Here is a 17,250-nt window from a genome sequence, read left to right as displayed (position 1 = left end):
TTGACCTCAACTATTGTTGAGGTTCTACCGTGGAGATATGACTTCAACGGCTGCGAGGAATCCTGTGGTGGATGAGTTCAAGGATGCGTTTCGGGGCCACCCGGCGGGCGTGGCAATCATTACCGCTTCCGGCCCGGAAGGCCCGGTGGGCCTGACTGCATCCTCGGTGAGCTCGGTTTCTGCCGTTCCCCCCATCCTGGCGTTCTCCCTCGCATCAACGCAGGGGTCTGCAGGCGTGATTGCCGCCTCGGACACGATCGTGGTCCATTTGCTGGGGTCCGGAAATGCCGGGCTTGCTGCCCTCTTCGCGGCCCGCGGGTCGGAGCGGTTTGGCCCCGACCTTGACTGGAGCACGCTCCCGGGCGGTGAGCCGCTGCTTGGCGGTGTGCCGCGGGCACTGGTCTGCCGGATCCTCTCCCGCACGCAGGCCGGCAGCTCCACCCTGATGGCTGCAGCCGTCCTCGAGATCCATGCCGGCCCCGCAGCCGAACCGCTGGTTTACCACGACCGGACGTACCACCGGCTCGGATCGCACTCGGCACTCGAACTGCCCTAGTAAAGAAGGCCGTCGCCCGCGGCTCCGCTGAGTGCTTCCGCCACGCGGGCCAGCGCCGGCAGGTCCACCCTCCACTGCTGCCAAAACAGTTGAACGTCAATGTGCCTTTCGCGGTCCAGGAGTACCAGGGATCCGTCCGCGAGCAGGTCCCGGGACTGCAGATCCGGCAGCATGCCCCAGCCAAGGCCGTGCCGCACCGCCTGAAGGAAGTCCCAGGAAGCCGGCACATAGTGCCGCGGCGGGTCTATGCCCGGTCCGAAATTCTCCCCCAGGAAACGTTCCTGAAGTGTGTCCCTGCGGTTGAATACCACCATGGGTGCCTGGGCGGCTGAGGCCGCGTTCCAACCCTGTGGGAACCACCTGCGTGCAAAGGTTTCACTGGCCGCAGGACGGTAGCGCATGGTTCCCAGCGGTGTGACCGAACATCCCTGCACGGGTTCGGGACTGGACGTCACAGCGCCCATGGCTGTTCCGTTCCTTAGGCTTTCCGCCGAATAATCCTGGTCTTCCAATGCCAGTTCAAAGCTGATGCCATCCAGCCGCGCCAGGGCCGGCAGCACCCAGGTGGAGAGGGAATCGGCGTTGATCACGAGCTGCACGGCGGGACGTCCAGCCGCACTGTCCAGGCCAAGGCGTTCGACGGCGTCGTCCTCCAGTGCTGCGATCTGCCGTGCCAGCCGCAGCAGTACAGCCCCCGGCTCAGTGGCCGTGACCGGCCGCGTCCGGCGGAGGAGGACACACCCGGTCCGGGCTTCAAGCGCTTTCACCCGCTGGCTTACCGCCGACGTTGTCAGGTGCAGCGCTGCACCTGCCGCTTCAAAGCTGCCGTGGTCAAGAACTGCCCCAAGGGCACGAAGCTGGTCCGCATTGAAGTTCATATTAAGGAATTCTAAAGAACCTGTAGAAAGATTAGCTAGACCTCACAATCGTCTGTGCCTAACTTTGGATCATGAGCACCGACATCCTTACCCCGCTTCTTACCGGCTTTGTCAGCGGACTGGCCCTGATAATCGCCATCGGTGCCCAGAACGCTTTTGTCCTGCGGCAGGGACTCCGTCGCGAGCATCTGCCTGCCGTGGTGGCCGTCTGCATCCTCAGTGATGCAGTCCTGATCCTGGCGGGAACAGCCGGAGTTGGACGGCTGACCCAGAGTGCACCGCTGGCGCTGGATGTGATCCGCTGGGCCGGTGCTGCTTTCCTGCTGGCGTATGCATTTCTTTCCCTGCGAAGGGCGTTGAGGCCGCAGTCCCTCCGGGCCGCAGACGCAGGGCGGGGAACCCTGGCCGCGGCGCTCATAACCTGTCTTAGCCTCACCTGGCTGAACCCGCACGTGTATCTGGATACGGTGGTGCTGCTTGGTTCGCTCGCGGCCACCCACGGTCCTGATGGCCGGTGGATCTTCGCGGTGGGCGGAGTTGCCGCCAGCGCAGTCTGGTTCAGTGCGCTCGGCTTCGGCGCCCGACTGCTGGCGCCAGTGTTCGCACGGCCCCGGGCATGGCAGATCCTGGACCTCGCGATTGCAGTCTTTATGATCGTGCTGGCCGTCTCCCTCGTAACCGGATCCCTGTAACCTGCAGGTTTCGCGTCCCGCCGGGACTTATGGCTGATATTGTCCGCCGTAATCCTCTTCCCCTGACCCTGTATGGAGGCAGCCCGTGGTGCGGCATCAATCAACCGTCCCGTCTTTCCACCGCGGGCTGGTGTCTGCAGCCGCTCTGGCGGCAGCGGGAATGCTGCTTGTCGGCTGCTCTGCCCAGCGGGCTGACAAAGTCCCGGACCCGCCCTTCGCAGTGTTCGAGACCGAACCGGGCGAGCAGGATGTGCTGCCTGACTGGGTGGAACTGGATACGGGCCGTGAGGAGGTCCGGTACCTGACCACCAGCGGTACCGGCCGCTACTATGTTTCCCGGAACAGCACGGACTATTGCCTCGTAGTTGTGCGGGAAGGACCAGGCGAAAGCTATTCTGCCTTCTGCCGCAGCGGTCCCCTCACCCAGGGTTTTGTACTGTCGGGAACTTCCCCGGGGACCACCCTGGACGGGCGTGCGGGCCAAGCGTCACTCGTGGTTGACGGGTATATGGACGGAGCGGAACTCGGAGAGGACTCCGAACTGATCCATGAGAATGTCCTGGTGCGCCTCGGTGTCCCGAACGGCGACAACTAGGCTGCAGGGACTTCGGGGAAGCTCCGGCCTGGGTACTTGCCGGGTGCGGACTACGTGGCAGCCCGCTCCAGCTGGGCGTCAATGAGGATCTCTGCCGCCTCACGGGCCTGGCGTGCCGGTTCCGCAGAACGGGAGATGGCCGCCGTCGTCTGTGCGCCCTCGGCAAGCAGTGCCAGCTGTGGAGCCAGTGCCGGGCTGCCCCCGGCAGCAGCCACCAGTTCACCCAGCACCTGCTGGAAGGACTCCTTGTGGGCGCGGGTGCGCTCTGCAACGTCGGGGGACTGGCTGCCCAGTTCCCCAAAGGCATTGATGAAGGCGCACCCCCGGAACGAGTCCTCGGTGAACCAGTCGGAGAGGTAGTCGTAGACAGCCAGCAGTTTCTCCCGGGGCTGGGGTGCGGCGTCTATCCGGTGCTGCAGCTGCTCGGTCCAGGTGCTGTGGCGCCGGTCAAGGACTGCGAATAGGATGGCCTGCTTAGAGGGAAACAGGGTATAGAGCTTCTTCAGCGGCAGCCCCACCTCGCGCCGAAGTTCAGCCATGCCGACGGCTTGGATGCCACGCTCGTAGAAGAGCCGGTCGGCAACTTCAATCACATGTCCGCGTTCATCAGCAAGAGTCATAACAGCATTGTACTTGCGATGAGAACGATCGTTCCCTACGCTGGGAATCCAGCGGAGAACGACCATTCTCAGCTGCAGTCGATACTAGGAGACAGCAATGGGACGAATCAGCGTCAGCACGGAGAACAGCAGTCCGATCGAGCTCTACTATGAAGACCACGGAAAAGGACAGCCGGTAGTCCTCATCCACGGATATCCGCTTGATGGAGCATCGTGGGAGAAGCAGACAGCAGCCCTGCTGCAGGCCGGCTACCGGGTTATCACCTACGACCGCCGCGGTTTCGGCCGCTCGGACAAGCCCGCGGAGGGCTACGACTATGACACGTTTGCAGCGGACCTGAACGCCGTTATGGAAACCCTGGACCTGCACTCCGTGGTGCTGGTCGGATTCTCGATGGGAACCGGGGAAGTCGCCCGTTACCTCTCCACCTACGGGGCGGACCGGGTGGACAAGGCTGCTTTCCTTGGCTCCCTGGAGCCCTTCCTGCTGCAAACTGAAGACAACCCCGAGGGCGTGCCGCAGGAAGTCTTCGATGGGCTGCTCGAAGCCGCCACTGCGGACCGGTATGCGTTCTTCACCGAGTTCTTCAAGAACTTCTACAACTCGGATGACTTCCTGGGTACCCCGCGCCTCAGTCAGGAAGTGGTGAACGCCGGCTGGCATCTGGCCGCTTCGGCCAGTCCGATCGCTTCGGTGGCCGCCCAGCCGACGTGGCTCACCGATTTCCGGGATGACATCCCCAAGATCGAGGTTCCGGCGCTGATTGTCCACGGCACTGCAGACAACATCCTTCCCATCGACGCGACGGGACGGCGTTTCGCGAAAGCCCTCCCCTCCGCTCAGTACGTCGAGATCGAAGGGGCCCCGCACGGACTCCTCTGGACCCATGCGGATGAGGTGAATGAAGCACTGCTCGCATTCGTTGCACAGGACACCAAGCCGGAAACCAAAGAGGTTCCGGCCGAGGCGTAGCAGGAACTGCAGCGGACCCGGCCCTGTGAGCGCAGGGCCGGGTCCGTTACAGTAACTCCACCGGAAGGCGCGCCCTATTGGGAGGGCGGCCCAGTGAAGGGGGAGCAGTTGTGGCTGGCAGGCAGGGCGAGATTGATCCGAGGTACGATCCGGCTTACCAGCGCGGAGGCGGCGAAATGCAGCTCTCCCGGGGTGCTGATGAAGCACCGGCCATTATGGAGATCAGTGACTCGCCCGAGCCACAGCAGCTGGGTATCACCCAGCCGCCCTGGTCTGAACTCGAACAGCGGCAGCGCAAGTACCGGCTCGCGGCGTGGAGCCTGGCAGCTGCGCTGGTAGTCCTGGGTATTTTCTTTATGTTTGCCGACGCGATCTTCCCCCAGGACCCGGAGCTCACGCAGCCGAACTGGAGCGGGTACCCGGTTGAGCCCTGGACCCAAAAGCTGAGATGGGTCGCCCCGAACATGATTATGCTGGGGATACTGACGCTAGTCGTCCAGGTCTTCATCGAGCAGATGCAGACCTTCCGGCTGCGGATGGGTAAATAGTTACCGGTCCAACCGCCGCACCACACCTAGGAGCACTCATGGCCAAGAAAAAGACCCTCAATGACCTGACAGCAGGCCAGAAGAAGGGCCTGGGCATCCTCTCCAGCGTGCAGTTCCTGCTCGCCGGCGCCGCACTCGTTGACATCTGGCGCCGGCCGGGCAGCGAAATCCGCGGACCGAAAGCCGCCTGGAGCGCCGCCTGCGCCGTGAACTTCATTGGCCCGATCAGCTACTTCGTGTTCGGGCGGCGTCGGTCCTAGGGGTTTAGGCCTTGGGCTGGGTTGAATATTCTGCCCAGGGCATGTTCCAGTCTCCGTAACCGTCCCAGACAGCGGCCGGCCCCACTTCGGTGTTCAGTACCTGCACCAGATCACCGGGCTCGAACGTGTCGTAAAAGTACTTGGCCCCTTCCGGGGACATGCCTATGCAGCCGTGCGAAACGTTGATGACGCCCAAAGCTCCCAGTGCGCCGGGCAGGGCCTGATGGACGAACACTCCGCTGTTGGTCAGCCTGCTGGCCCATGAGGCGTCGAAGGGCTCGTAATAGGCCGGGTCTCCGGGCTTCAAGCCGATGCTCTCTGCCCGGAACGGCAGGGTTTCGTGCTGGCTCATGACAACCTGGTAGCCACTCGGGGAAGGCCATTCCGCGTCACCCAGGGTTATGGGGAAGGAACGGGTGAGCTGTCCGTCGATGAACACCTGCATGGTCTTGGTGAGGTTGTCGACGACGGCGACCCTGCTGTTATGCACCTGGAAGGTGCGTGTCTCATTGAAGTTGCCGATCATGGAGTTGCCGAAGTCCACGCCGAAGAGCTTCATGTCCACGGTGACGGTGCTGTTTGGCTCCCAGAATGTCTCAGGGCGGTAGCGGGCCTTGGTGTCCGAGATCCAGTAGAACGCACCCGTCTGGGCACTGGTGCTGGTGACCGTGATGGCAGCTTCAACCGCCGGCTTGTTGAGGACCGGCTCGCTGAAGTTGATTTCGATCGGGTGGCCAACACCGACCACTGACTTGTCCATGGGCGCCATAAAGGCGTTGGCCTCGTTTGGCGGCGTGACTGTGTGGAAAGTCTGCGAGCCCTTGGTGGTATTGCCGTTGGTGTCCGCCAGCGTGAAGGCGAACGTGTACTCCGTGTTGAACTCCAGCGGCTCGGAGGCCGTCCACTCGGAATCGTTGGCGGAGAGCTCACCGGCGACGTCTCCGCCGCCCGACTTCGGTGCAAGGCTGACGGACTCGATAGTGCCGTTCTGCACCTTGAGAACCGGCGTCGACGCAGGATTTACCTCAGCGGCGTTATCTGCGGGTTCCGCCGTGAAAGCTACCGGAACAGCCGGCTCGCTGGGCGTCGGGGACTGCGTGGGAGTGGTGGACTGCTGGGCGCCGGGTGCTTCTGTGTCGAAGACTCCGGTTGCCGCCGCGACACCGGCCGCACCACCGATCAGCAATACCCCCGCCGCTGCGGCCAGGGCAAAACGCCGCTTGCGGCTGCTCTTTTCCTGCACTCTGTCCGTCCCCTACGTCTCTCTTTGACTGAAGTCATCCTACGTTAGCTGGGCTGTCCGGCTAACCGGCCACCCCGTCTTTTTCCAGCACTGAAGCGACCAGCGGGGCAAGCAGGCGGGACCCCGCGGCGCTGAGGTGGTAGGCATCGGCATACAGTGTGGTGCTGCCTGCAAAGGCAGGGCAGCCTCCCTCTACACAGAACCACGCAGTGGTATCCACCCATTCCGCCTCCGGGTTCCCGGCGGCTGCCGCGGAGGATTCAATGTCTGCGCGGAGCTGATGATTGTCCGGCAAAGCGCTTTCGCAGTCACCGGGGGAGCTGAAACGGGTGACGCACTGGGCCGGGTCCTTTGCCTCCGGAGGTGCGCTGAGTACAACTGTGCGCGCTGCCTTTCCCGCCAGCCTCTGATGGATCAGCTGTGTACCGGCGCTCCACTCGGCATCAGCGGCTTCACCGGTGGCGCGGCTGGCCAGGGCCGGGTCATACCGGAAAGACGAAACCACCAGCAGGTCCGGAGCAAGCTCTCCGATGCGCTGGACCGCCCAGTCCCGGAACTCAGTGCACTCGGGGTACGGTTCGCCTCCGATCCGTACCTGCGGGACATCCGCCGGCGCACATCCGGCAGCCGTAAAGACATGAATCCGCCATTCATCGGCGGACAGCGCTGCCCGGAGGGCGGGGAGGTATCCCATGGCCACGGAGTCGCCGTACAGGACCAGGTCCCGGTCTGCCTTCGGGCCCCCGTAGACACAGTGACCGGCGTTGGCCACCGGATTTGGATCCAGCGCTTCGTTGCCGCCCAGGCAGCCGTCCTGGATCCATTCGGCTGGTTTGGCATTGCGGCCGCCTTCCGTGAAGGCGCCGGGGTCCGGATCGAGATCCGGCCACGTACTGCTTCCGAGTGCGGTCCGAAGCGCAGCAGTATGTGCAATCAGCGGGTCAGGTCCGGGACCATCCGTGACTGCCCCGGCGGAAGGTGCGCGCGCGTCAAGAGCGGGCGGATCCGCTGCGGCAGGGGTATCAGCTGTGTGCAGGGTGGTCTGGAGTGCGACGGCGATCAGGGCCGCGGAAAGGAAGCCGCCGGTTGCCGCCAGGCCTGCGAGCCGGGCAGGCCTGGGTTCCATTGCCGGACGCCGGTACCGCCGGCCACGTTCCCGGTATGCGTAGCGCGGCTGCAGCCATCGTGAATGCCGGACCGGATTTTCAACCCAGTGAAATGAAAGAACCGACAGCAAAACGGTCAGTGCCAGAACGGGCAGCGGTGAGGCGTCCGGGAAGAGAGCGTCGGCGAACACGATGACGGGGAAATGCCACAGGTACAGCGAGTAGGAAATACGTCCGATGTAGCGGCTGCCCGGATTGGTGAGGGGCCACATGGCACGGTTGTGGCTTCGTCCACGGGCCCCTGTTCCAGCGGCCAGCACCAGCAGCGCCGAGACCACGGGGAGTGCGGCAGCCGGCCCGGGGAAGAGACTGTCTGCCGAGAGCACCGCGAAGGAGGCTGCGATTCCGGCCAGGCCGGCCCAGCCGGCGACGGCACGCCCCAGTGCCGGGATCCGGCTTAGCCAGGGAGCAGCCACGGCCAGCATTGCCCCGGCGCCAAGCTCCCAGGCGCGCGAGAACGTCGAAAAGTAGGCGGTTGTGGGGCGGTTAAGCGTCTCCCAGACTGCGAAGGCGAAACTGGCAGCGCAGAAGGCGCCGATGAACAGCAGCAGCAGGACCCGCATCCCACGGTCGGTGCAGCGCAGGGCTGCGGTGACCGCAATGCCGGTCAGCAGGATCCACGGCCAGAAAAGGTAAAACTGTTCTTCAACTCCCAGGGACCAGAAGTGCTGCAGCGGAGACACCGCCGTGCCGGCGTTCAGGTAGTCGGTTCCGGACGCCGCGAAGCGCCAGTTGCCCAGGAAGAAGAAGGACCAGACGGCGTCTTCCAGGATCGTCACCGCACGGCCGGGCCCAAAAATGATGAAGGCCGCCGCCGAAGTCGCAGACAGGACTGCTGCGGCGGCGGGAACCAGCCTGCGCACGCGCCGGCGGTAAAAGTCCGGCAGGGACAGTTTCTGCGGCGAGGTGATCTCCCGAACCAGGATGGTGGTTATCAGGAAACCGGAAATAACAAAGAAGATGTCGACGCCGGCGTAGCCGCCCGCGGGCCAGGCCAGCAGGTGGTGGGCCAGGACTGCCAGGACCGCCAGCGCACGCAGTCCCTCGATGTCATGCCGGAAGGCACCCGGCCGGTGCTGTGCCCGGGCATGCTCCCGGGCACGGCGGGACACGGGGAGAGACCTAGGCGCGGGCAATGCATCGCTTTCGCAGGATGGTCGGGACTGCATTGAATCTAGCCCGGGGATACTGCGGCCCGCCAATCAGCTTTTAAAACTGCTGCCGAACGTGCCGGCAGAATGGTCAGCCCGGGGGTTCACACAGCGTCAAGTTCCGCCATCCGCGCGGCCTGCCGGGTGATGTTTTTGGCCATGGACGGGAAAATCAGCCCGTGGAACGGATAGATCAGCCACCAGTACAGCCGTCCCAGCAGCCCCCGCGGGAAGTAAATGGCGCGCTGGCTGTACACACTGCCGTCGCCGTCGGGATCCACCCGGAGTTCAAGCCAGGCTTTGCCGGGGACACGCATCTCGGCCCGCAGCCGAAGCAGCGTCCCGCGTTCCAGGAACTCTACGCGCCACCAGTCAACGACGTCGCCGGTGAGCAGAGTGGCAGGGTTCCGCCGCCCGCGGGTCAGCCCTGCACCGCCCACTGTCTTGTCCAGGACACCGCGGATGGCCCAGGCCATGGGCAGTGAATACCAGCCGTTCTTTCCGCCGATGCCCTCGATGACCTGCCAGACGTGTGCCGGGTCAACGTCGGAGCCGCGCCGCCGCTGGTCCACGTAAACGGTTTGTCCGGCCCAGTTCGGATCGGATGGCAGCGGCTCGGAGGCCAGATCGGCCGCGCTCGACGCGCTGGCCCACGTGGTTTCAACCTCGTTCCGCGCCTCTTTGCCGAGGGCCCGGGTAACGGCGTCGTGGTAGTTGGTCAGGCCGCCGTCGGGGGCGGCAATGTAGTCGTTGATGTCCCGTTCCTTGGCCACGGCGTCGTGCTGGAGCGATTCGACCAGCGGCCGGGACATTGAAAGCGGAATCGGCGTCACCAGGGCAACCCAGAGTCCTGCCAGTTTGGGAGCGGGAATCGGAAGGGCATAGATCCGCCGCCGGGGCAGGCCGGCCACCTCGGCGTAGCCGTTCATGATGTCCGCGTATTCCAGGACTTCTCCGGAGCCAATGTCGAAGGTGCGGTTAAGGTCCTTTGGCAGATCCGTGGCACGGACAAGGTAATGCAGAACATCCCGGATGGCTATCGGTTCAATTCGCCGGCGCACCCAGCTGGGCGCCGGCATGACCGGAAGCGTTTCGGTCAGGTGCCGGATCATTTCGAACGACGCGGAACCGGAGCCGATCACCACTCCGGCCTGGAACACCACCGCCGGGACGGGCCCGTTCAGCAGGATCTCGCCGACGGCCGTCCGCGAGGCCATGTGCGGGGAGAGCTCGCCTTCATTTGGATGCAGCCCGCCCAGATACACGATGCGCTGGACGCCGGCCTTCTCGGCAGCATCCGCCACGATGTTGGCGATGTTCTCCTCCTGGGCCGCGAAGCCCTTTCCGGAGGCCATTGAATGCACCAGGAAGTACACCGTGTCCACGTCCTGGAAGGCCCCTTCCACAGATTCGGCATCGGAAAGGTCGCCCTGCACAATTTCGACGTCGTCATGCCAGGGGACGTCATTGAGCTTCTCGGGAGAGCGGACCAGCACCCTCACCGTGTGGCCGTCCGCCAGGAGAAGCGGAACCAGCCGACCGCCGATATAGCCCGTCGCTCCGGTGACCAAGACCCGCTGAGTGTCCGTCATTTCCCCAACATACACACCCGGGGGCCCGCTCCGGGGGCAGTTGCGCCAACCCTCGCAAAAACACTCAGACATTTTGTAAGCATGCTGATTTCTACTGGAAATTGCTGCCCAATCCCGGTAAGACTAGAGGGCATGGCGACAACGGGAACGGCCCCGAAGCAGCGGGAAACGGTCAATGTGGACGGACACCGGCTGCGCCTGACCTCGCTGGACAAGGTGCTGTACCCCGAAACCGGAACCACCAAGGCCGACGTGCTGCACTACTACGCAGCCATTGCCCCAACCCTGATTCCCTACGCCCGCAACCGCCCCGCTACCCGCAAGCGGTGGGTCAACGGAGTGGGCACTCCCAAAGACCCCGGCCAGGTTTTCTTCCAGAAGAACATTGACGATTCCGCACCCAGCTGGGTCAAGCGGTACACGATTGAGCACAAGGACCACAACAACGTCTACCCGCTGGTAAACGACCTCGCCACGCTGACCTGGCTTGCCCAGCTCGCCGCCCTTGAGATCCACGTACCGCAGTGGCAATTCGGCCCCCGCGGGGTGCGGCAGAACCCGGACCGGCTGGTCCTGGACCTGGACCCCGGGGAGGGCGCCACGCTTGCGGACTGTGCTGAAGTTGCCCGGCAGGCGCGCAGCATCCTCACGGACATGGGACTGGACGCCCGGCCGGTCACCAGCGGTTCCAAGGGCATCCACCTCTACGCTGCACTGGACGGAGGGCAGACCTCGGATGAGGTCAGCGCCGTCGCCCACGAGCTGGCCCGCGCCCTGGAGGCCGACCATCCGGACCTGGTGGTCAGCGACATGAAGAAGTCGCTGCGCAGGGGAAAGGTCCTGGTGGACTGGAGCCAGAACAACGCCAACAAGACGACCATCTGCCCGTACTCGCTCCGCGGACGGTTCCATCCAATGGTCGCCGCCCCGCGGACCTGGGAGGAGCTGGAGGACCCGGACCTCGCCCAGCTCGACTATGAGCAGGTACTGGACCGCGTGGAGGACATCGGGGATCCGCTGGCCGGTATGCACGGAGGGGAAGCCGACGCCGAGGTGATTGAATCGGCAGCCGAAACGGACAAACTGCACAAGTACCGCAGCATGCGCGATGCGGCGAAGACTCCCGAGCCGGTCCCGGACGAAGCGCCCAAAGCGGTGGAAGGGGACGGGAACAGCTTTGTCATCCAGGAACACCACGCCCGGCGCCTGCACTGGGACTTCCGGCTGGAGCGCGACGGCGTCCTGGTGTCCTGGGCGGTACCCAAAGGCCCTCCCACCACGCCGGACAAGAACAACCTCGCCGTGCAGACCGAGGACCACCCGCTGGACTACGGGGGCTTCGAGGGAAGTATTCCCAAAGGGGAATACGGTGCCGGCGAGGTGACCATCTGGGACCACGGCGCGTATGAGACCGAAAAGTGGCGGCCGGACAAGGAAGTGATCGTCACCGTGCACGGCCAGCCAGACGGCGGCCTGGCCCGCGACGGTTCGGCAGTGCGCCGCTTCGCCTTTATCCACACCGGGGGGCAGGACGGCAAGAACAACTGGCTGCTGCACCTCATGAAGGAGCAGCCGGCCAGACAGGAAGCCGGAGAATCTGCGAAACCTGCCGCGAAGAATGCCGCCAAGCCCAAAGAAAAGGAGAGTCCCGTCCAAGTAGCCCAGACCGCCGCCAAATCCCGTCCGGAACCGCTGCCGCTTCCGGACGGTTCGGCGCTGAAGAAGGACATCAGGGACTCCGGCATGCCGTCGCTAAAGCCGATGCTGGCAACCCTCGGTTCCCGGGCTGACATCAATGACGACGCCGAGTGGGCGTTCGAGATGAAATGGGACGGCGTGCGCGCCATCGCCGAGGTGACACCGGAGGGAACCCGGCTGATCAGCCGCAACGGCAATGACATGACGGTGGCCTACCCCGAACTGCAGGAACTCGGCGGTGCGCTGAACGGCGAGCGTGCAGTGCTGGACGGCGAAATCGTCGCGTTGAACAAGGCCGGGCGCCCCGACTTCGGACTGCTCCAGCCCCGGATGCACCTCACCCGGGCCCGGGACGCGGAAGCTGCCGCGGCCAAGACACCCGTGCAGTTCATGGTCTTTGATCTGCTGTGGCTGGATGGAAACTCCCTGCTGGACCTCGGCTACGAACAGCGCCGCGAAATCCTCGAACAGGCTGTTGAACCCAGCGACGCCGGCGGACACATCCAGGTTCCACCCGCCCTGGACCTGGATATGGACGCCGCCGTTGAGGCCAGCAAGGAGCTGGGACTGGAAGGCGTCGTGGCCAAACGCCGGTCGGCGGACTATTCAGCCGGCACCAGGTCCCGGAGCTGGATCAAGCTGAAGAACCAGTTCACCCAGGAAGTAGTCATTGTGGGCTGGCGCCCCGGCCAGGGAAACCGGGCGAACAAGGTCGGTTCACTCCTGGTCGCCATCCCGGACGGGACCGAACTGCAGTACATCGGCCGGGTGGGGTCCGGCCTGAGCGAAAAAGACCTTGCCCTGGTGGGCTCCCGCCTGAAGAAACTGGCACGCAAAACCCCGCCGCTGGACGACGTGCCGCGTGCCGATGCATCCGACGCCCGCTGGGTCCGCCCGGTCCTGGTGGGTGAAGTGACCTACGCCGAACGGACCGGAACCGGCAAGCTCCGCCACCCCGTCTGGCGCGGGCTGCGGCCCGACAAACGGCCCTCCGACGTCGTACCGGAAATTCCAGCGCAACCCTGAGACCGTCCACCATCCCCAACCGGGAGGAACGCAGAGCGATGACCGACACCCGAACCCCTGAAGAGCGGCTGCCCGGGACGGCCCTGCCCCCGGAAGATCAACTCCAGGCGGTGGACGCTTGGTGGCGGGCGGCGAACTATCTGTCCGCGGGCCAGATCTACCTGCGCGACAATCCGCTGCTGCGCCGGCCGCTGGAGGCCGGCGATGTGAAGGCCCGCCTGCTGGGACACTGGGGGACCACCCCGGGACTGAACTTCATTTACGCCCACCTCAACCGGCTGATCAATGACACGGGGCAGCAGTTCCTGTTCATCACCGGGCCGGGCCACGGCGGACCTGCCAACGTGGCCAACTCCTGGCTGGAAGGCACCTATTCGGAGATCTACAGCCATATCGGCGAAGACGAGGACGGTCTGGCCGCACTCTTCAAGCAGTTCTCCTATCCCGGAGGAGTCCCCAGCCATGCGGCTCCGGAAACACCCGGCTCCATCCACGAGGGAGGGGAGCTGGGCTACTCCCTGGCCCACGCCTACGGAGCGGTGTTCGACAACCCGGACCTGGTTGCTGCCACCGTTATTGGTGACGGCGAAGCTGAAACCGGTCCGCTGGCCGCCAGCTGGCATTCCAACAGCTTCCTCGATCCGGCCGCCGACGGCGCCGTGCTGCCAATCCTGCACCTGAACGGCTACAAAATCGCCAACCCGACCGTGCTGTCCCGGATGCCCGAATCCCAGCTGGTGAAGCTCCTGGAGGGCTACGGCTACCGTCCGCACTTCGTGACCGTTTCAGATCCGGACGCTGTGATGGCCGCGCACGAGGACTTCGCCGCGGCCCTGAGCACCTGTCTGGCCGAAATCCATGCCATCCAGGAGCCCTACCGCACCGGCGAAAAGTCCGCGGCACCTGCCGATGCGCCGCGGCCGGCCGAGAGCGATCCGCAGGCTCCACGCTGGCCCATGATCGTTTTCCGCTCCCCGAAGGGCTGGACCGGCCCCCGCAGCGTGGACGGCAAGCCGGTGGAGGGAACCTGGCGGGCACACCAGGTGCCGCTGTCCGAAGTTCACGACAACCCCGAACACCTCGCGCAGCTCCAGGAATGGCTGCAGTCCTACCAGCCGGAGGAACTGTTCGACGCCGAGGGGAGGCTGCGCGGGGAGATCGCGGCCCTGGCTCCAGCCGGGAACCTGCGGATGAGTGCCACCCCGTACGCCAACGGCGGCCGCCTGCTGCAGGACCTGCGCCTGCCCGCCTACGCGGACTTCGCCGTCGACATCGGGGAACCGGGCAGTGAGCGGGTCAGCCCCATGCTCAACCTTGGCAGGTACCTGGCGGAGATCATCCGGCTGAACCCGGAGAACTTCCGGATTTTCGGGCCGGACGAAACGGCGTCGAACCGGCTGCAGGAGGTCTACGGCGTCACGGACAAGGTGTGGCAGCAGCGCATTGAGGCCGTGGATGAGCATCTGGCCCGGAGCGGGCGCGTGGTGGAGGTGCTCAGCGAGCACCTCTGTGAAGGCTGGTTGGAAGGCTATCTGCTGACCGGCCGGCACGGAGTCTTCAACTGTTATGAGGCCTTCGTCCACATTGTCGATTCAATGTTCAACCAGCACGCCAAGTGGCTGAAGGTCAGCCGCGAGCTGTCCTGGCGGCAGCCCATCGCCTCGCTGAACTACCTGCTCTCGAGCCACGTCTGGCAGCAGGACCACAATGGGTTCTCCCACCAGGACCCGGGTTTCATCGACCACGTGGTGAACAAGAAGGCGGACGTGATCCGGGTGTACCTGCCGCCGGACGCCAACACCCTGCTGGCGGTCACGCAGCACATCCTTGGGACCCGGGACCGGGTGAACGTGGTGGTCTCCGGCAAGCAGCCTGCTCCGGTGTGGCTGGACCCCGAACAGGCGAAGTTGCACGTGAAACGGGGGATTGGGGTGTGGGACTTCGCAGGCAGCGAAGACGAGTCCCCGGGTGCCAAGCCGGATCCCGACGTCGTGCTGGGCTGTGCCGGAGACGTCCCCACCCTGGAGACCATCGCGGCCGCGGCCCTGCTGAAGAACCAGCTTCCCGAGCTGCGGATCCGGGTAGTGAACGTGGTGGACCTGATGCGGCTGCAGGACTCCACGGAGCATCCGCACGGGCTCTCTGACCGGGACTTCGACACCCTCTTCACCAAGGACCGGCCGGTCATTTTCGCCTATCACGGCTATCCCTGGCTGATCCACCGGCTCACGTACCGCCGGACGAACCACGGCAACCTGCACGTGCGCGGCTACAAGGAGGAAGGCACCACCACCACGCCGTTCGACATGGCGATGCTGAACCAGATTGACCGGTTCCAGCTGGCCATCGACGTCCTTGACCGCGTACCGTCGCTGGGGTCCACCCAGGCCGGCTTCCGGCAGTGGCTGCAGGACGAGCGCCAGCGGTGCAGGCAGTACACCCGCGATGAGGGCCAGGACCCGCCCTACATCAGCGGCTGGACACTCGAAGAGGCCCAGCGCTCCACGCAAGACTAGGTTTCCCGCGGGCTACCGCCCGCCGGGATGGCATGATCCGTCTACACGAAGGAGAACTATGTCCAACGAACAGTCGACCATTTCCGTATCCCGCGTCATTGACGCACCGGCAGGGGACATCTTCCACCTGCTCTCCAACCCCGAGCGCCACCATGAGCTGGACGGTTCGGGAATGGTGGTTTCGGATGAGAAGACCGACCGCATCGCCAAAGTCGGCGATGTGTTCACCATGAACATGAACAACTCCAAGATGGGCGACTACAAGACGGACAACCACGTCACCGGCTTCGACCACAACAAGCTCCTGGCTTGGCAGACCGCCGTCGCAGGCACCGAGCCTGCAGGCTGGGAGTGGATGTGGGAGCTGGCGTCCATGGGCCCGGATTCAACCGAAGTGACCCTGACCTATGACTGGAGCAGGGTCACGGACAAGGAAACCCTCAAGAAGGTCTCCTTCCCGATGGTCAGCAAGGAAGAGCTCGAAGGCTCGCTCAACAAGCTCGCTGCTGCGGTGTCGGGTTCCTAACCCTTCTCGCACGACGACGGCGGCCGGCCCCTTTCGCTAAGAAGGGGGCCGGCCGCCGTCGTAATGTCCTTCGAACGGGACTCAGTCGAAACGGACGACGACCTTGTCAGCGGCCCCGGGGGTCTGCGCCAGCTCCAGGGCCTCGAGCGCGCGGTCGAAGGGCAGTACATCGCTGATGATCAGCGCGTACTTCCGCCAGTTCTCGATGATGTCGTCGGTGACCTCGAAGATCTCCGTCGGGTAGCCCATCGCGAAGACGATCGTCAGCTCGGTGGTCAGGATGGAGCCGAAGTCCAGCTCGACGGGCTTCTTGTGGACCGCCACGATGCCGAGCACCGCACCGGACTTCGCGACGCCGGCCACGGTCTGGGGGACCACGGGCGCCCCTGCTGCGTCAAGGAAGATGTCGGTTCCGGAGCGGGTGCCTCGGACCATCATGGTGGCGCCGTCGCCGTGCAGCTCGACGAGCCGCGCGGCCACGTCCTCCTCGGCTGAGTTGATCACGGCATCCGCGCCAACCTCGAGTGCCTTCTCCAGGCGGGAGGGAATGATGTCGACGACGACGATGTGGGAGACGCCGCGCCGGCGGTAACCCAGGACCGCGCCGAGTCCGATGGGGCCTGCACCGAAGATCACCACCTTGTCGCCCGCCTTGGGGTTGGTGCGGTTCACTGCGTGGTAGGCAACGGCCATGGGCTCGTTCAGGGCGGCAACCTCCCACGGAATCTCCTGGGGAATGACCCGCAGCTGGCGGCCGGGTACTGCGTCCCGGACCAGGACATATTCGGACAGCCCGCCCTGCGCACCGCCGCTGCCCAGGAGCCCGTCGGTGAAGGCCATGGTGTCAATGACAACGTGGTCGCCCACCGCGAAGCCATCCACCTCAGCTCCGACTTCGGCGACTTCGGCGGCGGGTTCATGCCCGAGCGGGGTGGCACCCTGGCGGGGTGGAATGCCGCCCATGTGGCTGTACATCGCGTCGGAGCCGCAGATACCACAGGCCTTCATCTTCAGCAGCACATCGCGGGGGCCGGCGGTGGGGCGGTCCACCTCCACCCACTCATTGGTGCCCGGGCCGGTCACGTAAACGGATTTCATGGTCTCTCCCTGGTAGATCGGCTAGGTGCCCGCTGCCGCCCGGCAGCGGGTGGAGCGCAGCGGCCGGCTCCCTATATCGAAGGAAGCCGGCCGCCGTCGTAGTGTCTGGTGC

15 protein-coding genes are annotated in these 17,250 nt (G+C 64.8%); 9 read left to right on the top strand and 6 right to left on the bottom strand.

Annotated features, from left to right (window positions below; translation table 11 throughout):
* Window positions 1-37: 37 nt before the first annotated feature.
* Window positions 38-556, top strand: a complete 519-nt coding sequence (locus AO716_RS15850) for a flavin reductase family protein (RefSeq protein ID WP_055242745.1) — start codon at window positions 38-40, stop codon at window positions 554-556.
* On the opposite strand, the gene AO716_RS15845 is transcribed toward AO716_RS15850, so the two are convergent.
* Window positions 553-1,434, bottom strand: a complete 882-nt coding sequence (locus AO716_RS15845) for a LysR family transcriptional regulator ArgP (RefSeq protein WP_055242744.1) — start codon at window positions 1,432-1,434, stop codon at window positions 553-555. The genes AO716_RS15850 and AO716_RS15845 overlap by 4 nt on opposite strands.
* Window positions 1,435-1,505: 71 nt before the next feature.
* Here AO716_RS15845 and AO716_RS15840 point away from each other — a divergent pair, with 71 nt between their 5' ends.
* On the top strand, window positions 1,506-2,126 hold the full coding sequence (locus tag AO716_RS15840) for a LysE/ArgO family amino acid transporter (RefSeq protein ID WP_055242742.1): 621 nt from the start codon (window positions 1,506-1,508) through the stop codon (window positions 2,124-2,126).
* Between the two features lie 130 nt (window positions 2,127-2,256).
* A complete protein-coding gene (locus tag AO716_RS15835; RefSeq protein WP_152970017.1) occupies window positions 2,257-2,721 on the top strand; it encodes a hypothetical protein in 465 nt (154 codons plus the stop codon).
* 50 nt (window positions 2,722-2,771) lie between these two features.
* On the opposite strand, the gene AO716_RS15830 is transcribed toward AO716_RS15835, so the two are convergent.
* Entirely contained in the window at window positions 2,772-3,341 is a 570-nt protein-coding gene (locus AO716_RS15830) for a TetR/AcrR family transcriptional regulator (RefSeq protein WP_055242739.1), read from the bottom strand.
* A gap of 97 nt (window positions 3,342-3,438) precedes the next feature.
* Here AO716_RS15830 and AO716_RS15825 point away from each other — a divergent pair, with 97 nt between their 5' ends.
* From AO716_RS15825 to AO716_RS15815, 3 genes are all read left to right on the top strand, one after another.
* A complete protein-coding gene (locus tag AO716_RS15825; protein WP_055242737.1) occupies window positions 3,439-4,314 on the top strand; it encodes an alpha/beta fold hydrolase in 876 nt (291 codons plus the stop codon).
* 110 nt (window positions 4,315-4,424) lie between these two features.
* Complete coding sequence (locus AO716_RS15820) at window positions 4,425-4,862, top strand: hypothetical protein (protein ID WP_055242734.1); 438 nt, start codon at window positions 4,425-4,427, stop codon at window positions 4,860-4,862.
* Between the two features lie 38 nt (window positions 4,863-4,900).
* The gene (locus tag AO716_RS15815; protein ID WP_055242732.1) at window positions 4,901-5,122 is read left to right on the top strand and encodes a PLD nuclease N-terminal domain-containing protein; all 222 of its coding nucleotides are present in this window, start codon (window positions 4,901-4,903) and stop codon (window positions 5,120-5,122) included.
* A gap of 4 nt (window positions 5,123-5,126) precedes the next feature.
* Here the strand turns inward: AO716_RS15815 and AO716_RS15810 are convergent, their stop codons facing one another.
* From AO716_RS15810 to AO716_RS15800, 3 genes are all read right to left on the bottom strand, one after another.
* Window positions 5,127-6,365, bottom strand: coding sequence for a L,D-transpeptidase (locus AO716_RS15810; RefSeq protein WP_055242731.1), 1,239 nt, complete (start codon window positions 6,363-6,365; stop codon window positions 5,127-5,129).
* 61 nt (window positions 6,366-6,426) lie between these two features.
* Complete coding sequence (locus AO716_RS15805) at window positions 6,427-8,643, bottom strand: acyltransferase family protein (protein ID WP_055242729.1); 2,217 nt, start codon at window positions 8,641-8,643, stop codon at window positions 6,427-6,429.
* A 143-nt stretch (window positions 8,644-8,786) separates the two neighbouring features.
* Window positions 8,787-10,274 carry an SDR family oxidoreductase gene (locus tag AO716_RS15800; RefSeq protein ID WP_055242728.1) on the bottom strand — a complete coding sequence of 496 codons (1,488 nt, stop codon included), beginning with the start codon at window positions 10,272-10,274 and terminating at the stop codon, window positions 8,787-8,789.
* 132 nt (window positions 10,275-10,406) lie between these two features.
* On the opposite strand from AO716_RS15800, the gene AO716_RS15795 reads away from it, so the two are divergent.
* Genes AO716_RS15795 through AO716_RS15785 form a run of 3 tightly spaced genes read left to right on the top strand, consistent with a single transcriptional unit; the run spans window position 10,407 to window position 16,040 of the window.
* Window positions 10,407-12,998, top strand: a complete 2,592-nt coding sequence (locus AO716_RS15795) for an ATP-dependent DNA ligase (protein WP_055242726.1) — start codon at window positions 10,407-10,409, stop codon at window positions 12,996-12,998.
* A 38-nt stretch (window positions 12,999-13,036) separates the two neighbouring features.
* On the top strand, window positions 13,037-15,514 hold the full coding sequence (locus AO716_RS15790; protein WP_055242724.1) for a phosphoketolase: 2,478 nt from the start codon (window positions 13,037-13,039) through the stop codon (window positions 15,512-15,514).
* A gap of 58 nt (window positions 15,515-15,572) precedes the next feature.
* Window positions 15,573-16,040: an SRPBCC family protein gene (locus AO716_RS15785; RefSeq protein WP_055242723.1), complete on the top strand. Its 468-nt coding sequence runs from the start codon at window positions 15,573-15,575 to the stop codon at window positions 16,038-16,040.
* Window positions 16,041-16,121: 81 nt separating this feature from the next.
* Here the strand turns inward: AO716_RS15785 and AO716_RS15780 are convergent, their stop codons facing one another.
* On the bottom strand, window positions 16,122-17,138 hold the full coding sequence (locus tag AO716_RS15780; protein ID WP_055242721.1) for a zinc-dependent alcohol dehydrogenase: 1,017 nt from the start codon (window positions 17,136-17,138) through the stop codon (window positions 16,122-16,124).
* Window positions 17,139-17,250 lie beyond the last annotated feature (112 nt).

The organism is Arthrobacter sp. Edens01, from assembly GCF_001307035.1.
Classification (GTDB): Bacteria; Actinomycetota; Actinomycetes; order Actinomycetales; family Micrococcaceae; genus Arthrobacter_B.
The sequence above is the reverse complement of the archived record's forward strand: the minus strand, read 5'-3'. Positions and strand labels throughout refer to the sequence as shown.